This window comes from Bradyrhizobium genosp. L, assembly GCF_015624485.1.
Classification (GTDB): Bacteria; Pseudomonadota; Alphaproteobacteria; order Rhizobiales; family Xanthobacteraceae; genus Bradyrhizobium.
In genome coordinates this window covers 311434-328369 of sequence record NZ_CP061378.1, presented here as the reverse complement: position 1 = coordinate 328369, position 16936 = coordinate 311434, and the positions used below count along the sequence as shown (strand labels likewise).

General features: G+C 66.2%; 16 protein-coding genes. 6 read left to right on the top strand and 10 right to left on the bottom strand.

Annotated features, from left to right (window positions below; genetic code table 11):
* Nucleotides 1–218: 218 nt before the first annotated feature.
* Together IC762_RS35150 and IC762_RS01565 are read left to right on the top strand one after the other, a co-directional pair.
* A complete protein-coding gene (locus IC762_RS35150) occupies nucleotides 219–443 on the top strand; it encodes a hypothetical protein (RefSeq protein ID WP_210338410.1) in 225 nt (74 codons plus the stop codon).
* 290 nt (nucleotides 444–733) lie between these two features.
* Complete coding sequence (locus tag IC762_RS01565) at nucleotides 734–2743, top strand: OmpA family protein (protein WP_195786913.1); 2010 nt, start codon at nucleotides 734–736, stop codon at nucleotides 2741–2743.
* A 201-nt stretch (nucleotides 2744–2944) separates the two neighbouring features.
* Here IC762_RS01565 and IC762_RS01560 read toward each other — a convergent pair whose 3' ends face one another.
* Nucleotides 2945–3310 carry a nuclear transport factor 2 family protein gene (locus tag IC762_RS01560; RefSeq protein WP_195786912.1) on the bottom strand — a complete coding sequence of 122 codons (366 nt, stop codon included), beginning with the start codon at nucleotides 3308–3310 and terminating at the stop codon, nucleotides 2945–2947.
* A 96-nt stretch (nucleotides 3311–3406) separates the two neighbouring features.
* Between IC762_RS01560 and IC762_RS01555 the strand changes: the two genes are divergently transcribed.
* Nucleotides 3407–4042 carry a TetR/AcrR family transcriptional regulator gene (locus IC762_RS01555; RefSeq protein WP_195786911.1) on the top strand — a complete coding sequence of 212 codons (636 nt, stop codon included), beginning with the start codon at nucleotides 3407–3409 and terminating at the stop codon, nucleotides 4040–4042.
* Between the two features lie 118 nt (nucleotides 4043–4160).
* On the opposite strand, the gene argG is transcribed toward IC762_RS01555, so the two are convergent.
* The 6 genes from argG to IC762_RS01525 all read right to left on the bottom strand — a co-directional run bounded on the left by argG (nucleotide 4161) and on the right by IC762_RS01525 (nucleotide 10077).
* On the bottom strand, nucleotides 4161–5498 hold the full coding sequence (argG, locus tag IC762_RS01550; RefSeq protein WP_195786910.1) for an argininosuccinate synthase: 1338 nt from the start codon (nucleotides 5496–5498) through the stop codon (nucleotides 4161–4163).
* A gap of 78 nt (nucleotides 5499–5576) precedes the next feature.
* A complete protein-coding gene (locus IC762_RS01545) occupies nucleotides 5577–6359 on the bottom strand; it encodes a phosphatase PAP2 family protein (RefSeq protein WP_195786909.1) in 783 nt (260 codons plus the stop codon).
* Nucleotides 6360–6484: 125 nt separating this feature from the next.
* Entirely contained in the window at nucleotides 6485–6985 is a 501-nt protein-coding gene (locus IC762_RS01540; protein WP_195786908.1) for a hypothetical protein, read from the bottom strand.
* A 157-nt stretch (nucleotides 6986–7142) separates the two neighbouring features.
* Entirely contained in the window at nucleotides 7143–8336 is a 1194-nt protein-coding gene (gene rlmN / locus IC762_RS01535) for a 23S rRNA (adenine(2503)-C(2))-methyltransferase RlmN (RefSeq protein ID WP_195789955.1), read from the bottom strand.
* Between the two features lie 175 nt (nucleotides 8337–8511).
* Nucleotides 8512–9048, bottom strand: coding sequence for an invasion associated locus B family protein (locus IC762_RS01530; RefSeq protein WP_246801394.1), 537 nt, complete (start codon nucleotides 9046–9048; stop codon nucleotides 8512–8514).
* Between the two features lie 189 nt (nucleotides 9049–9237).
* A complete protein-coding gene (locus IC762_RS01525) occupies nucleotides 9238–10077 on the bottom strand; it encodes an SDR family oxidoreductase (protein ID WP_195786906.1) in 840 nt (279 codons plus the stop codon).
* 104 nt (nucleotides 10078–10181) lie between these two features.
* Between IC762_RS01525 and IC762_RS01520 the strand changes: the two genes are divergently transcribed.
* Complete coding sequence (locus IC762_RS01520; protein WP_195786905.1) at nucleotides 10182–11162, top strand: NADPH:quinone oxidoreductase family protein; 981 nt, start codon at nucleotides 10182–10184, stop codon at nucleotides 11160–11162.
* Nucleotides 11163–11289: 127 nt separating this feature from the next.
* Here the strand turns inward: IC762_RS01520 and IC762_RS01515 are convergent, their stop codons facing one another.
* A complete protein-coding gene (locus tag IC762_RS01515; RefSeq protein ID WP_195786904.1) occupies nucleotides 11290–11679 on the bottom strand; it encodes a YkvA family protein in 390 nt (129 codons plus the stop codon).
* A gap of 74 nt (nucleotides 11680–11753) precedes the next feature.
* Complete coding sequence (locus IC762_RS01510) at nucleotides 11754–12059, bottom strand: 4a-hydroxytetrahydrobiopterin dehydratase (RefSeq protein WP_195786903.1); 306 nt, start codon at nucleotides 12057–12059, stop codon at nucleotides 11754–11756.
* A 211-nt stretch (nucleotides 12060–12270) separates the two neighbouring features.
* Between IC762_RS01510 and IC762_RS01505 the strand changes: the two genes are divergently transcribed.
* Nucleotides 12271–13677, top strand: a complete 1407-nt coding sequence (locus tag IC762_RS01505; RefSeq protein WP_195786902.1) for a TAXI family TRAP transporter solute-binding subunit — start codon at nucleotides 12271–12273, stop codon at nucleotides 13675–13677.
* A 354-nt stretch (nucleotides 13678–14031) separates the two neighbouring features.
* Nucleotides 14032–15582 (top strand): alkaline phosphatase D family protein, encoded by a 1551-nt coding sequence (locus IC762_RS01500; RefSeq protein ID WP_195786901.1) that lies wholly within the window; start codon nucleotides 14032–14034, stop codon nucleotides 15580–15582.
* A gap of 48 nt (nucleotides 15583–15630) precedes the next feature.
* Here IC762_RS01500 and IC762_RS01495 read toward each other — a convergent pair whose 3' ends face one another.
* Entirely contained in the window at nucleotides 15631–16923 is a 1293-nt protein-coding gene (locus IC762_RS01495) for an IS4 family transposase (protein WP_210338395.1), read from the bottom strand.
* Between the last annotated feature and the right edge of the window lie 13 nt (nucleotides 16924–16936).

Genomic DNA, 16936 nt, shown 5'->3' with positions numbered 1-16936 from the left:
AGCCAATCAGCCCGCTCCGCAACCCGAACATCGCCAAAAGACATCGCAGGCCTCTCGTCCAAACAGGTCGAAAGGCCTTGAATCACATTCACAAACTCCGGGGAATCACTTTCGGGGCTCCCGTAGCCTTTTCAAGGGGAGGTGGTGCCCCAAACGGGCTGCAGGAACGTCGCCACGTCCGATCCGTTATCGCTTCGACCATGGAGCGATGAATTCAGATGCCGATCGAGCCTCCGGAGATTCCGCCGGCCACGCCGGGGACGCCGAGCGAACCGCCGCCGGGGATTCCTCCAGGCAATCCTCAACCCGAAATTCCGCCACCGGTGCGCGAACCCGGCGAGCCGCCGCGGCCGGACGAGTTGCCCGGCAAGACGCCCGACGAATCACCGGTGCGCGGTCCGCCTGGACCGTCCGGGCCGACGCCTGCAACGGATCAGATCTAACCCGTTGTCCGCAAGGCATCTGCGCGACGGCCTCGCGCTTGCGCATTTTCCCGATCCCGCCATCAACATGACGCAGTTCCACGCCGGATGCTCTGTGTCTGGGCGTTTCTCCTGAATGCCTCCTGAACAAAGCTGTCTGCAACCCGTTATGATGTCGAAATAAAGTACGCGCGCGATTCGTTGCTCGCCACAATGCGGCCTCACCGCTGGCGGTTCATCGTACCGCCGAATTGTTCGGTTCTCTCGTCTCGACTTTCCTGCCCAGAACCTTCCGCCGGGGATTCCAAGATATGTCAAAGCTTCGTCTCGTGCTGCTTGCCACGACTGCGCTGACGGTGATGCAGTTCGCCGCCTCAGCATCGCACGCACAAACATCTCCGCTGGTCGTCGCACAGGCGCAGCCGAAGGAAGAACTGGGCCCTGACGGCAAGCCGAAGCCGCGGCCCGCACCAGGCGCGCCGGCACGTCCGGCCCCGCCCGCAGGTGCGCATCCGCCGGCGGCCGCTCCGCCTGCGCATCCGGCCCCGCCGCCCGCTGCCGCGCCCGCGCGTCCGACACCGCCGGCCCCACCGCCTGCCGCAGCTCCGGCTCACCCGACACCGCCCGCGCCGCCACCGGCCGCTCCTGCCAGGCCGGTTACACCGCCGCCTCCGGCCGCCGCACCGGCACATCCGACGCCGCCCACACCACCCGCCGCGGCGCCCGCGCGTCCCGCAACACCGCCGCCCGCCGCAGCGCCTGCGCATCCGACGCCGCCAGCCCCGCCGCCTGCGGCCGCACCTGCACGTCCCGCACCCGGCACGCCGCCAGCAGCAGCGCCCGGTCGGCCCGCCCCCACACCTCCGCCCGCAGCAGCGCCGGCGCCTGGTGCCGCGGCTCCGGCCGCGCGCCCCGCGACAGCGCCGCCAGCTGCGGCAACGCCCGCGCCCGCGGCTCCGACGGCAACGCCGCCGGCAGCAGGTGCACGCCCGCAGGGCGGATCAGGCACAAGGCAGCCGCCCGGCGCGCCACCGGCCGCTGCACCGGCACCCGGTCAGCCCGCACCCGCTCAGCCCACGCCTGCGGCTCCGACGCCAGCTCCGGGCGGCGCAGGCGCCCTGGTGCGACCGGGCACGCCGGCCGCGCAGACGCCTCCCGCCGCAGCGCCGGGCGCGCCGCCCCAGGGCGCCGGAGCGCTGGTGCGTCCCGGCGGACCTGCGGCGCCGACCGTCGTCCCCGGCTCGGCTGCCGCCACGCCGCCGCCGGGCCGCGCACAATATGCGCCGCCGACGGTTGCACCGGCGTTCCGCGCCGCTCCGACAATCGCCGCACCGCTGCCGCCACCGCCGCGGCACAACAACATCACGCCGCTGGCGATCGGTGCCGGCGTGGTCGCCGGCGCCGTGATCGGCGCGACCATCGCCGACCTGCACAACCAGCGGCAGGAAGCCGTCGAGGGCGGCCGCACCATCTACACCGAGCCGGACCGCATCATCATCCGCGATCCGGGCGGGCAGGCCTATGTGCGTGGCGACGACGTCTATCGCTTCCGCTACGGCGCGCGCGACATCCGCACCGAGACGGTCGGCGGGGAGACCCGCACGATTGTGGTGCGGCCCGACGGCAGCCAGATCATCACGGTGGTCGGGGCGGACGGCCAGATGCTGCGCCGGATCCGCAGGGATCCCGGCGGGCGCGAGCTCGTCATCATCGACAACAGCTATCGCGACCCGCGCGCGGTCGGCGGCTTCTATGTCGACCTGCCGCCGCCGGTGGTCAACATTCCCTATGACCGCTACATCGTCGAGGCCGACAGTGCGGCGCCCGACGTGATCTACGACACCATGGAGGCGCCGCCGGTCGACCGGATCCAGCGCCGCTATACGCTGGACGAGATCCGCTACAGCCCGAACGTGCGCATGCTGATGCCGTCGATCGACGTCAACACCATCAACTTCGACTCCGGCTCCTGGGAGATTCCCCCGGACCAGGCGGCCAAGCTGCAGGCGATCGCCGACGGCCTCAACCGCGCCCTCCAGCGCAATCCGCAGGAGGTGTTCCTGATCGAGGGCCACACCGATGCGACCGGCAACGACACCGACAATCTGTCGCTGTCCGACCGCCGCGCGCAATCCGCTGCGCAGCTGCTGACGCAGCAGTTCGGCGTGCCGGCCGAGAACCTGACCTCGCAGGGCTACGGCTCGCAATACCTGAAGGAACAGACCGACGGCCCGAGCCGCATCAACCGGCGCGTCACCGTCCGCCGCATCACCCCGCTGCTCAATGGCGGCCAGGCCTCCGCGGCACCGCCGCCGCGCTGAGCGAGCGGCACATCGGACTGCAAAATGGCCGGGATCGCTCCCGGCCATTTTTGTTTCGTCTCCTTCCCCCTGAAAGGGGGAAGGTCGGGATGGGGGTCAGCCACAAGCACCGATGCTCGTTGAGGGAGCCGATCCCCACCCGCTTTGCTCTCGCGAGCAAAGCGACCTCCCCTTTTCAAGCGGAGGTGGAAGCTACCCGGCTCACCGCGCCATCTGCTGCGGATCGTAGAAGAACCGCTCCTCGATCAATTGCTCGCCGCACCAGGTCTGCCAGGCGACTTCTTCCATGCTGCGGACCTTGCCGTCCTTGGCGGTGAACTCGAAGCGCCAGCAGATCGCGGAATGATCGCCGTCGAGCAACAGCGGCCCGAGCCGCCTGGTCTTGACGCCGGCCACCGCGGCCAGCACCGCGGCCTCGCGCGCCGCCAGCGCCTCGCGGCCGACGCGCCATTCGCCGTCGTTCTCCTGGGTGCGGGCATCGGCGGTGTAGAAATTTTTGATCGCACCGACATGGTCGTTGGATTCGACCGTGTCCGCAAAGGCCTGCAACGTCTCGAGGGAGGGCATCAGCATTCTCCATTTACCGACTTATGGTCGATATTTATCGACCGCGGGTCGGTAAGTCAACTGGCGAAGTTGTGGAACCTGGGCTAGAGATGCACGATGGCGACCCAGGCCGAACGGCGCGAGAAAACCAAAGCAGCGATCGTCAAGGCGGCGCGGCGCATCTTTGGCGAGCGCGGCTTTGCCGCTACGACGATCGACGGCATCGCCGCCGGCGCGCGGGTGGCGAAAGGCGCGGTGTATCATCACTTCGCGACCAAGGAGGCGGTGTTCGAGGCTGTCTTCGAGCAGGTCTCGCTCGATCTCGCCGCCGATCTCGACCGCATCTCGCGCACCGAGAACGATCCGCTCGCGGCGATGGCAGCGGGCGCGGAGGGTTATCTCGCGGCGTGCTCGAAGGGACCGACCGGCCAGATCATCTTGCGCGATGGCCCCGCCGTGCTGGGCTGGGAACGCTGGCGCGAGATCGACGCCAAACATTTTGGCGGAAAGTTTCCGCTCGCTCTGGCCGCCGCGATGGACGCCGGCGTGATCGCGCGGCAACCGATCGAGCCGTTGGCGCGGCTGCTGCTCGGCGCGGCGACGGAGGCCGCGGTTGCGGTGTCGGCAGGTCCTGACATCGGCAAGGCCGCCGCGGATTACGTGCGCGCGTACAACTCGCTGCTGGATGCGCTCAGGGTGAAGCCTGGCACGATGCCCTCCGCACGTCGTCCCGGCGAAGGCCGGGAGCCATAACCACAGGATTGAGTCGTTGAAGCGAGCTGTGGCTCCAGCGTTGCGCAACAATTGCTAGTGGTGGCTATGGGTCCCGGCCTTCGCCGGGACGACGGCGAGTTTGTGGCGCCGCCCGCGCTCAATCCTTGTCGTTCTCAAGCCGAAAAATCTGCGTGCCGTCGCCACTCGAGATCAAGCCGGTCTTGCCGTACAGCCCGAGCTTCGCCCGCGTGTCGGCGATGTCGAGATTGCGCATCGTGAGCTGGCCGATGCGATCGGCTGGCGTGAAGGCGGCGTCCTCGACCTTTTCCATGGACAGCCGTTCCGGCGCGTAGCTCAGGTTCGGGCTCTCGGTGTTGAGAATCGAGTAGTCGTTGCCGCGGCGCAGCTCGAGCGACACCTCGCCGGTGACGGCGCGCGCCACCCAGCGCTGCGCGGTCTCGCGCAGCATTAGGGCCTGCGAATCGAACCAGCGGCCCTGATACAGCAGCCGCCCGAGCCGCATGCCGCTGATGCGGTACTGCTCGATCGTATCCTCGTTATGAATGCCGGTGACCAGGCGCTCATAGGCGATGTGCAGCAGCGCCATGCCGGGCGCTTCATAGATGCCGCGGCTCTTGGCCTCGATGATGCGGTTCTCGATCTGGTCGCTCATGCCGAGGCCGTGGCGGCCGCCGATCGCATTGGCCTCGAGGAACAGCGCAACCGGATCGGCGAACGTCTTGCCGTTCAGCGCGACCGGCTGGCCCTCCTCGAAGCGGATGACGACCTTCTCAGGCTTGACGTCGCAATCGGCGCGCCAGAACGGCACGCCCATGATCGGGTTGACGATGGTGATGCCGCTCGCGAGACTCTCGAGATCCTTCGCCTCATGGGTGGCGCCGAGCAGATTGCTGTCGGTGGAGTAGGCCTTCTCCGCGCTCATCTTGTAGGCAAAACCCTGCGCGGTCATGAAGGCCGACATCTCGGCGCGGCCGCCGAGCTCGTCGATGAACTGCTGGTCGAGCCAGGGCTTGTAGATCCGCAGCGACGGATTGGTCAGCAGGCCGTAGCGATAGAAGCGCTCGATGTCGTTGCCCTTGTAGGTCGAGCCGTCGCCCCAGATGTTGACGCCGTCCTCCTGCATCGCAGAGACCAGCATGGTGCCGGTGACGGCGCGGCCGAGCGGCGTGGTGTTGAAATAGGTGATGCCACCGGTCGAGATATGGAAGGCGTTCGCCTGGATCGCGGCGATGCCCTCATGCACCAACTGGGTGCGGCAATCGACCAGGCGGGCCTTTTCGGCACCGAAATCCAGCGCCTTGCGCGGGATCGCATCGTAATCGGCCTCGTCGGGCTGGCCGAGATTGGCGGTGTAGGCGAACACCTTGGCGCCCTTCTGCTTCATCCAGAGCAGCGCCGCCGACGTGTCGAGGCCGCCGGAAAAGGCGATGCCGACTTTCTCGCCGGTGGGCAGGCTTTTCAGGATCGTGCTCATGGGGCGTCCATTCGGGTCGAAATCGGGGATGTCTGGGCTGGCGAATATCAAATTTCGGATGCGTGGGCACGCCTTTAATCAGGCCTGAGGCTGGCCGGATTCGGCCCCGCCCTGCCCGCGCCAGCGCTGCATCAGCCGGTAGCCGGGCATTGCCAGCCGCGTCAGCGCGGCGTCGACCTGCTCGTCGGTGAGGCGCGTCGCGGCCCAGCGGTAGATCAGGGCGTAAAGCAGCCAGATCACGAAGAACGACACCAGCCCTGCGATCGCGACATCGGTGAAGAAATGGCCGCCGAAGGCCATTCTAAGCCCGCTGGTGGCGATACCGAACACGGTCGCAGCCGCGAAGGCGAGCGGCCGCCAGGCCGGCGGCGCCAGGGCTGCCGGCGCGTAGGTCCAGAATGCGGTGGCGCCTTCGCCCGAGAAGAACGAGCAGTTGCGCGCGCAGTCGCCGCGCGGATCCCACCATGGGACGAAGGGCTGCTCGCCGTTGAACTCGGTCACCGCCACCGGGCGCGGCCGGCCCCAAAAGCTCTTGAAGGTGAAGTTGGTCAGCACACCGGCGGAGAGCAGCATCGTCACCAGCAGGAACACCGCCGCGCGGCCCGACATCAGCATCGGCCGTTCCGGCCGGATGAACTTGACCACGATCGCAACGATTGCCGGCAGCACCATCGCCCAGGCGATCCACATCGCCGCATCGCGCGCGAACGAGGCCACCGCGTCGAACTTCAGCGGAAAGGTTCTTTGCGCGGCATCGTAGAACAGCGCTGACAGCTTCAGGTCGAGCTCGGGATAGAGCCCGAACAGCAGCCCGATGACGAGCGCGAGTGCCAGCGCGACGATGAGTCCGGTCCGGTTCATGGCGCGCGGTTTAGCCGAGGCGGTGGGGCATGGGAAGTGCGTCATCCTGAGGTGCGAGCTCTTGCGAGCCTCGAAGGATGCGATCTTGCTGTGGCCCATCCTTCGAGGCTCGCTTCGCGAGTGCCTCAGGATGACGGCGGTGTTTGCGGCCGCGATTGCGACGGCAGCGGCGGCGGGGGCGGCAAAGCGCGCCGCGGTTCGCGCCAGGCGCCGGCGTTGCGGCCGGCGATCAGCCAGTAGACCAGACCCGCGACGATGCCGGCGCCGGTCATGATCTCCATGTGCCGGCGTACGATGCCCTCGAAATGCATCGTATCGGGATCGAACGGAACCAGGCCGAGATAGCAGGCCGCGCCGACCAGCGCGCCACCGACCGCGTAAGCCAGGATGCTCCGGATGTAGAACGCCTCGGTGATCAGCACGATGATCAGCGCGGGCAACAAGGCGAAGCCGGAAATGAAGATGAAGCCGAAGCCGAGCACGATATTGATCGCGCTCTGGTCGATCTGCCCGCCGAAATCGCTGATTTCAGGATACAGCACCGCGCCGACCACGATGGCGCCGGCCACGAAGCAGGCCATCAGGAACGCGAAGAACACGACGAACAGGCGGCCGATCAAGGCCATGAGGTTATTCCATCATCGGACAACAAGCTGGGCACTCGTCTCTCCTCGTCATGCCCGGGCTTGACCCGGGCATCCACGCCTTCCTCGCGAAACGGAGCCAAGACGTAGATGGCCGGGACAAGCCCGGCCATGACGAGTTGAGGTACTACGCCCACACTCAATCCGTCATCGCCATCGCGCGCAGCGCCTGGCGCTCGCGGGCCGAGAGTTTTTCGGTCTCCGACTTGAGCTGGCCGCAGGCGGCGAGGATGTCGCGGCCGCGCGGGGTGCGCACCGGCGAGGAATAGCCGGCGTTGAAGATGTATTCGGAGAACTTCTCGATCTGCTCCCAGTCCGAGCATTCGTACGGAGTGCCCGGCCACGGATTGAACGGAATCAGATTGATCTTGGCCGGAATGCCTTTGAGCAGCTTCACCAGAAGTTTCGCGTCGTCGAGCGAATCGTTGACGCCCTTGAGCATCACGTATTCGAAGGTGATCCGCCGCGCGTTCGACGCACCGGGATAGTCGCGGCAGGCCTGCAGCAACTCTGCAATCGGATATTTGCGGTTCAGCGGCACCAGCTCGTTGCGCAGTTCGTCGCGCACCGCGTGCAAGGAGATCGCGAGCATCACGCCGATCTCCTCGCCGGTGCGCTTGATGTTCGGCACCACGCCCGAGGTCGACAAGGTGATGCGCCGGCGGGAAATGCCGATGCCTTCATTGTCGCCAACGATCAACAGCGCGTCGCGCACCGCGTCGAAATTGTAGAGCGGCTCGCCCATCCCCATCATCACGATGTTGGTGACGCGGCGGGTGCCGTCCTCGCGGTCGGCCCAGTCATTGAGGCGATCGCGCGCCACCATCACCTGGCCGACGATCTCGCCGGCGGTGAGGTTGCGCACCAGCCGCTGCGTGCCGGTGTGGCAGAACGAACAGTTCAGCGTACAGCCGACCTGCGAGGAGACGCACAGCGTGCCGCGGTCGGTCTCGGGGATGTAGACGCACTCGACTTCGTGCGGCCGCTCGAGGTCGTTGCCGCTCGGCAGCCGCAGCAGCCACTTGCGGGTGCCGTCGTTGGAGATCTGCTCGGCGACCACCTCGGGGCGGTCGACGGTGAAATGCTGCTCGAGCTCGGCGCGCATGCCCTTCGAGACGCTGGTCATCTCGGCAAAATTCTCAGCGCCGCGGAAATACATCCAGTGCCAGAGCTGCTGGGTGCGCATCTTGCGCTGCGCCGGCGCAACGCCGATCTCGCCGAGCCGGTCGGCGATCTCGGCGCGCGACAGCCCGATCAGCGAGGGCTTCGCCGGCGGCACATAGGTTTCCAGCGGAACCTTCTCGACCAGCGCGCTGGCCGTGGAGTTGGTCATCGACATCAGATGGGCTTTCGAGCCGTAGGGTGGGCAAAGCGAAGCGTGCCCACCTTCAAGAGCAGTGGACGAAATGGTGGGTACGGCGCTTCGCGCCCTTTGCCGACCCTACGCCGCGGTCTTCAAATAGGCCTTCTGCGGCCCATAAACAACGCCGATTCGGGGCCTGACGCGCCTAACGCCGGCAGTCCTGGCCGAGCCGGTCGAGCGCCTGGGCCAGGCCCTTCAGCGAAAACGTATCTGTCGTCTCAGTGCCCTTGGCCGAGACCGCCTTCACCGTCGCGTCGGCGGATTTGCGCATGGCTTCCACCATCCGCTCCTCCTCGGCCGCGTTCTTGATCCAGAGGCCGTCGCCCTGGGTGTACATGGCGTAGGTGCCGCCGCCGACCTGGAGGGTGGATTCCGAGCCCGGCTTCACGGCGTAGCCGATCATGATCGAGACTTCGTTGACGACCTTCTCCGCGGGGCGGGTCGAGATGAAGGCATAGGCCGGATCGCGCGGCCGGTTGGGCGGGCTGGTCTTCGACGACGATGGCTTGGCCAACGCGAAGCAGACCTTCTTGCCGCTCGGCGACGCGGTATAGGCGCCCCAGGTGCCGAACTGGCCGATCAGCGTCGGCTCGGCGCCGCCGGCAGCGGCGGCCGCGGCCGAAGGCGCGGATTTGGCCGCGTCCTTCCTCGGCGCAGCCTGCACCGACGCAAGGAACAGCATCCCGCACGCCAGGCCACACGCCACCGATGATGTCAGCATTCCCCGCACGGCCAACTGGTTCCCCCATCATTGTGACTGGAAGATGGCCCGGCGATCCCCATGCGCGGGCGCGGATGGATAGCCGGGAATCGCCAGTTTGGAAAGGCAGTTAGGCCGCGACGCGAACGTCAACCACCTGCCGCTTTGGTGCTAAGCCTTGGCACGCGCTGCGCGTTGCTTCTCCCACTGTGCGTCGTTCCATTGCAGCAGGTCCTCGGCGCCGGAACTGCGCAGATGCGCACCGCCGTCCACCACCACCATCTCGCCATTGATGTAGCCGGCCTGATCGGAGATCAGGAAGCTTGCGAGGTTGGCAAGTTCCGAATGCTCGCCGGCGCGGCCGAGCGGAACACGCTGCGCCCAATCCCCGCCGCGGCCTTCGGGACGCAACTGCCCGCTCGCGCCAGGCGTCGGGAACGCACCCGGTGCGATCGCGACGGTGCGGACGCCCTTCGCTCCCCATTCCACCGCAAGGCTCTTGGTCATCGCCAGCACTGCGGTCTTGGCCATCGACGACGGCACGGTGAAGGCGCGGCCGGTGATGGTCGAGGTCGAGAGGATCGAAAGCACCACGCCGTTGTGCTTGCCCTCGATCCAGCGGCGGCCGGCCGCAAGCGTGCAATACAGCGTGCCGTGCAAGGTCGGACCGAGGATGGCGTCCGCCGCGCGGAACGACAGATGCTCGGTCTGCGCGATGAAGGTTGCGGCAGCATTGTTGACGAGCACGTCGATCGGCGCGTCCTGCCAGACCCGGTCCATCATCGCCTCGACCGCGGCGCCATCGCGGATATCGCAGCGCGCCGTCGCCACTTTGGCGCCGAGTTCGCTGCGGAATTTCGCGGCGGTCTCATCGAGCAGTTGCTGCCGCCGGCCACAGATGATCAATTCGGCGCCGAGCTCGGCAAAGCGGCGGCCCATCGCGGCACCGAGGCCGGAGCCGCCGCCGGTGATCAGGATGCGCTTGTGTGCCAGCAGGCCCTTTTCAAACATAGTTTGATCCCTCCGCTTTGTATTGTCGCTCCGCGCCAAATCCGGCATGAAGATTGAGGTTCAAGATTCTGCAGCCTTTTTGCGTCCGAAACTCAGGTGTGTCCATGAAAGCCATCCTCTGCTCGCAATACTGTCAACCCGACGATCTGGTGCTGGCTGACATTCCCGATCCGGTGGCCGCCCCGGGCGAGGCCGTGATCGCGATCAAGGCCGCGGCGCTGAACTTCTTCGACATCCTGATGATTCAGGGCAAGTACCAGATCAAGCCGCCGTTCCCGTTCTCGCCGGCCGCCGAAGTTGCCGGCGTGATCGAGAGCGTCGGCGAAGGCGTCCCCGATCTCAAGGTCGGCGACCGCGTCGTCGCCTCATGCGGCCACAACGGCGCGCGCGACAAGATCGCGCTGCCGGCGAACACCATCGTGAAGATCCCCGACAATCTCGATTACGACCGCGCCGCCGGCATCATCATCATCTACGGCACCGCGCTGCATGCGCTGGAGGATCGCGCCAGCCCGAAGAAGGGCGAGACGCTGGCGGTGCTCGGTGCGGCCGGCGGCACCGGTCTTGCGGCGTGCGAGCTCGGCAAGCTGATGGGGCTGAAGGTGATCGCCTGCGCCTCGTCGGACGAGAAGCTCGCCTTCGCCAAGCAACATGGCGCCGAGCTGACCTTGAACTACGCCACCGAAGACCTGAAGGAAGGCCTGCGCAAGCTGACCGGCGGCAAGGGCGCCGACATCGTGTTCGATCCGGTCGGCGGCGCCTATGCCGAGGCCGCGCTGCGCTCGACCGCGTGGGAGGGCCGCTTCCTGGTGATCGGCTTTGCCGCCGGCGAGATTCCAAAAATCCCGCTCAACCTCGCGCTCTTGAAGGGCTGCGATATCCGCGGCGTGTTCTGGGGCGCCTGGGCGCGGCAGAACCCCGAGAAGAACCGCAAGAACCTCGAGAAGCTCGTGCAGTGGACCGCGGAAGGCAAGATCTCCTCGCATGTCGACCGCACCTTCCCGCTGTCGCAGACGGCAGAGGCACTGAAAGTGCTCGCCGGCCGCAAGGCCATGGGCAAGGTGATCCTGCATCCGGGCAGCTGAGCCGCCGTAACGCGCTCACCTTACCATCGCCGTCATCCTGAGGTGCTCGCCTCTTCGGCGAGCCTCGAAGGATGCACGGCCCGGCTGGTGGCCGATTCATCCTTCGAGGCTCGCAAGAGCTCGCACCTCAGGATGACGGGTCAGGAGACTCGGCCGTGCCCCGCTTCAACGCCGCACGCGCCGCGTCACGATGCTCCGGGGTGATGTGGCTGGCCACCATGCGGATCGCAGTGGCGAGCACCGCGGCGTCATCGGTGAAGCCGAGCACCGGCAGCATGTCCGGCACGAAATCGAACGGCAGGATGAAATAGGCGATGGCGCCCAGCAGCGCCGCCTGGACGTGGCGCGGCGTCTGCCGGTCGAAGGCGCAGTAGAACGCGGCCAGCAAATCCTCGGCGAACGGCAGCCGGGCCGCGACCTTCTTGAACTTGATCCAGAAGCGGCGGCGCACGCTTTCGCGGTCCTGCGCCAGCCGGTCGGCAGGCTCAAATCCCACGCTGTGTTCGGTCGTTGCCATCGCGAAATTCCTCGACGCCGCACCGCGGCGATCGATGCGAATCTGGGGATGTCGGCCAACCGGCGCAAGCCTGCTCAGCTCACCCCGAGCTGCCGTGCGATCGCGTTCATGGCCTTGGCGAGATCGATGTCGCGCTTGGTCACCCCGCCGACGTCGTGAGTGGCCAGCACGACCTCGACCGTTTTGTAGACGTTCTTCCATTCCGGATGATGGTCGTTCTTCTCGGCGACCAGGGCAGCACGGGCCATGAAGCCGAAGGCTTCGTTGAAGTCCTTGAACACGAAGGTCTTTGCGATCGCCTCGCGTCCCCCGACGTCCGACCAGCCCGCCAGCTCCCAGAGCGCGGCCTTCCTTGCTTCCGCCGACAGCCGTTCGACCATGGTACCCTCCCGTTTAACCCGACCTTAGCCTAACGATCAGCCGGCGGCATCGGATCCATGCCGAAATTAAGGCCGAAATCGCGTCCTATCGCCGCTGGTAACCATGACGGAGATGTAACATCTGTCGGTTCAGGAATTTGCTACACATAGGGGATGTAAGCACGTTGGCAGTTTTTCCGAGACTGAACCCCGACGATCGTTCGCGAGATCGATGACCGACGGCCCCGCCAGCCTATCTCCCAAGCCGCTGCGCTCAGCGAGGCAGCGGCTGATCTTCGTCGTGGTCGCCGGCCTGCTCGCGATCATCGGCATCGGCACCGCAGCGTATTATTTCGCGGTACGTCCGGTGACCTTGCGCATCGCGGTCGGCCCCGCCAACAGCGACGATCTCAAGGTGGTGCAGGCGCTCGCGCAGGCCTTCAACAACCATCAGCAGCACAGCCAGGTGAAGCTGCGCCCGGTTCCGACCGACGGTGCCATCACCAGCGCGCAGACCCTCGCCGACGGCAAGGCCGATCTCGCGATCGTCCGCGGCGACCTCGACGTGCCGAAGAACGCACAGGCGGTCGCCACGCTGCGCAAGAATGTCGTGGTGATGTGGGCCCCTCCCGTGAAGGGCAAGGGCCGCAAGGCCGCGAAGATCACCAAGATCTCGCAGCTTGCCGGCCGCAAGATCGGCGTGATCGGCCGCACCCAGGCCAACGTCAATCTGCTGAAGCTGATCCTGACGCAATACGGCGTCGACCCGATGAAGGTCGAGATCATTCAGTTCCCGGCCAATGAGGCCGCCGAAGCGATCCGCAACCAGAAGGTCGACGCCTATCTCGCGGCGGGCCCGGCCAACAGCAAGATCACGATCGACGCGATCGCCGCCTCGAGCCGCGACGGCGGCGAGCCGACCTTCCTGCCGATCGACGCCGCGGAGGCAATCGCGCAGAATCATCCGGCCTATGAGGCCGCCGACATCCCCGCCGGCTCGCTCGGCTCCGCCGACCGGCCCGAGGAAGAGATCAAGACCATCAGCTTCTCGCATCACATCGTCGCCCGCAGAGGCCTTTCGGATTCGACGGTCGCTGCCTTCACGCGGCAATTGTTCGCGGTGCGGCAGCAGCTGAAGAACGATTTCCCGCTCGCCGCCAAGATCGAGACGCCCGACACCGACAAGGACGCCACCATCCCGGTGCATCCCGGTGCTGCCGCCTTTGTCGACGGCGAGGAGAAGACCTTCCTCGACCGCTACAGCGATTACATCTGGTGGGGCCTGATGGCGCTCTCGGCGATGGGCTCGGCCGGCGCCTGGTTCGCCGGCTATCTCAAGCAGGACGAGCGCAACACCAACACCTCGCAGCGCGACCGCCTGCTCGAAATGCTGAAGACCGCGCGGCAAAGCGATTCGACCGAGGAGCTCGACCAGATGCAGGCCGAGGCCGACGACATCCTGCGCCACACGCTGTCGTGCTACGAGCACGGCGCCATCGAAGAAGGCACACTGACCGCCTTCAACATCGCGCTCGAGCAATTCCACAACGCCGTCGCCGACCGCAAGGCGCTGCTGGTGAGCATGCCGCAGAATCTGCAGCGCGCCGCGACGCAGTTCAGGGCGGCGGGTTCGGTGTAGGCTTCGACTGCACAGAGTTCATGTCTCTCCTGTGAGGGACGCACTTGCGGCAGGGTTCCCTCTCCCCTTGCGGGAGAGGGTTAGGGAGAGGGGTGCCACACGGCGTACTCTCTCGATGTGCGCTTCGACGATGCGTGGGTGAATTGCGAAGACGGTGCCCTGATCAAAACGCTCTCGCCCGGGGCTTACCCCTCTCCCCAACCCTCCCCGCAAGGGGGGGAGGGAGCCTGACGAGCGTGCTCACCTTACGCACACGACAGCCTCGTCCCTGTAATCTCGCCGTCATAGAATCTTTCTAGGTCTTTGCCCGCTTGCGGGCGCATTGGCGCGTTCGCGCTCCTGAGGAGGCTTCCCATGACGATCCGGTTCTCCCGCCGACGCTTTCTCTCCACTGCGGCTGCGACCGGCGCCGGCCTGATCGCGATGCCTTATCTCTCGCGCGCGGCCGACCGTCCCGCGATCACCCATGGCGTGCAGTCCGGCGATGTCGGGGTCGACGGCGGCGTGGTGTGGGCGCGTGCGGATCGTCCGTCGCAGATGATGGTCGAGGTCGCGACCACCGAATCCTTCAAGGATGCCCGCGCGCTGCCGCCGATCGCGGCGCTGCCGGAAAGCGACTTCACCGCCAAGATGCTGCTGGAGAACCTGCCGTCGGGCCAGGACATCTTCTATCGCGTCCGCTTCCGCGACCTCGCCCATATCGACGTCACAGGCGAGCCCGTGGTCGGCCGCTTCCGCACCGCGCCGAGCGACCGCCGCGACGTTTCGTTCGTGTGGGGCGGCGACGTCGCCGGCCAGGGCTGGGGCATCAATCCCGACGACGGCGGCATGGTGACCTTCGCCGCGATGAAGAAGCACAATCCGGATTTCCTGCTGCACTCCGGCGACACCATCTACGCCGACGGCGTGATCCCGGCCGAAGTGAAGCTGCCCGACGGCAAGGTCTGGAAGAACATCACGATCCCGGAGAAGGCCAAGGTCGCCGAGACGCTCGACGAGTACCGCGCCGCCCACAAGTACAATTTCCTCGACAGCAATGTGCGCGCCTTCAATGCCGAGGTGCCGATCTTCGTGCAGTGGGACGATCACGAGGTGACCAACAACTGGTCGCTGTCGAAGCAACTGCCGGCGACCTACAAGGAGCGCGACATCACGGTGCTGGCCGCCCGCGCCGCGCGCGCCTTCCACGAGATGTATCCGATGCGCGAGAGCATCGTCGAGCCGGGCCGCGTCTATCGCACGCTGAGCTACGGTCCGCTGCTCGACGTGTTCATGCTCGACGAGCGCAGCTATCGCGGCCCGAACGGTCCGAACCTCCAGGAAGCCTACGGTCCGGACGCCTATTTCATCGGCCCCGACCAGCTCGCCTGGCTGAAGCGCGCGCTGCTCAATTCGCGCGCCACCTGGAAGGTGATCGCCTCCGACATGCCGTTGTCGCTGATCGTGTACGATGATGCGACCAACAAGAAGGGCTCGGAAGCCTTTGCCCAAGGCGACGGCCCGGCGCGCGGCCGCGAGCTCGAGATCGCCGACATCCTGCGCTTCATCAAGACCGCGGGTATCGTCAACACGGTGTGGCTGACCGCCGACGTGCATTATGCCGCCGCGCATTACTACGACCCGAACAAGGCCCAGTTCCAGGAGTTCGACCCGTTCTGGGAATTCGTCTCCGGCCCGCTGCACGCCGGCACGTTCGGCCCGAACGAGCTCGACAACACGTTCGGCCCCGAGGTGAAGTTCGTGAAGGCGCCGGGCGAGGCGAACCAGAACCTGCCGCCGTCCGCCGGCATGCAGTTCTTCGGCCACGTCAAGATCGACGGCAAGAGCGGCCAGATGCGGGTCGCGCTGCGCGACCGCGTCGATGCCGAGCTGTGGGCGATCACGCTCGATCCGAAGCCGGTGTAGTCAGTCGGTCGAATGCGCCGTAACGACTTCTTACCTCTCCCCCTTGTGCTAGGGGATTCCCGGATTTTGTGACTGTGTAGCAAGGGCATAGCCGTCGAGTGTTGCGGCAAGGCGGTTCCAGCCGTCGCGCATGGTCTTTGGTCCTGGAGGCTTGTAGTAGCAATTCCATCCGCCGAGACGGGCCGCGATCCATGAGACGAAGGCAAGCGAGCCGATAGGATGCGGGTTTTTCTGCCGTAGCGTTTTGCCCTCGAGCTTTTTTGACAGGTGCTCGAGCGCGACGGCGAAGCTTTCGTCAATGACATCGGTTGCCGGGCGGAGGCTGCCGTCTCTGGCATCGACAAGCTGGATCGTCCGAATCGCGCCAGCGAGCGCGATGGCGGTCAGATTAAACATCCGCTCGGCGTCGACGACTTGGCTGTCGTCGAGGGCCAAGCCGTCGCTCTTGAGGGCGCGGAAGACTTGTTCGATGCGCCAGCGCAAGCGATAGAGGCGGACGACGTGTTCAGCCTCGGTCGCACAAGTGACGGTGCGGGTCGTGAGTAGGCGCCACAACAACGGCGTCTTGCCTGACGGCGCATCGACCTCTCGTGCTTCCACCAAGGTGAGTTCGACGCTGCCGGCCGCCTCGGATTGCCCCAGACTTTGTGAGCGGGCGATGTGCACCGAGCCCGCGCGGAGTTCGACGGTCGCGACGCGCCCTTTGTCACCAGGCCCGCGCGGCGCCACGCGGACCTCGCTTCTGCTCAGCACTTCAGCACTGGCAAGCGCCCCAAAGAGCGTTCCCCCACCGAGCAAAGATCGATCCTGACCGGCGCGCACGATCAGATCGAGCCGCTCCGGTTTGCGGGCAAACAGCAGGTAAATGTCGCTTTCGCGATCGGCCACCATTGTCACCTCGGCGGCATCGGACAGCACGCTTGCCGTGGCCTGACAGCCCAACAGCCAACGCGCCGATTCCTTATCCTCGATCGCGCGATTGCGGCGCGACGTGACGCGATCCGCAGACCGCGTCCAGATCGCCGCATCGACAAGACCGACCACGGCTTCGCTTTCGATATCGACGGCAATCACTGGATGGATGAAGAAGCCAGGGGTTTGGCCATCGCCGGCAGGTCCGAAGCCCCGCCGCTTCTTGTCACGACCGCCAAAATTGATCTCGGTCGTGTCCTGGACAGCCAGAATGCGGCGACCGGCGCATTGAACCGCAGTCCGCCCGGCCAACGTTTCCACAATCCGATCGACCGAAACATGGGGCGAAGACAGAAACCGATGCACGGCCTTCTCGCCCGCGCGCGTCTCCCCCAATTTGCGTAGCACCAGCGTCCCCGCCGTCGCCACCCGCTCGATCAGC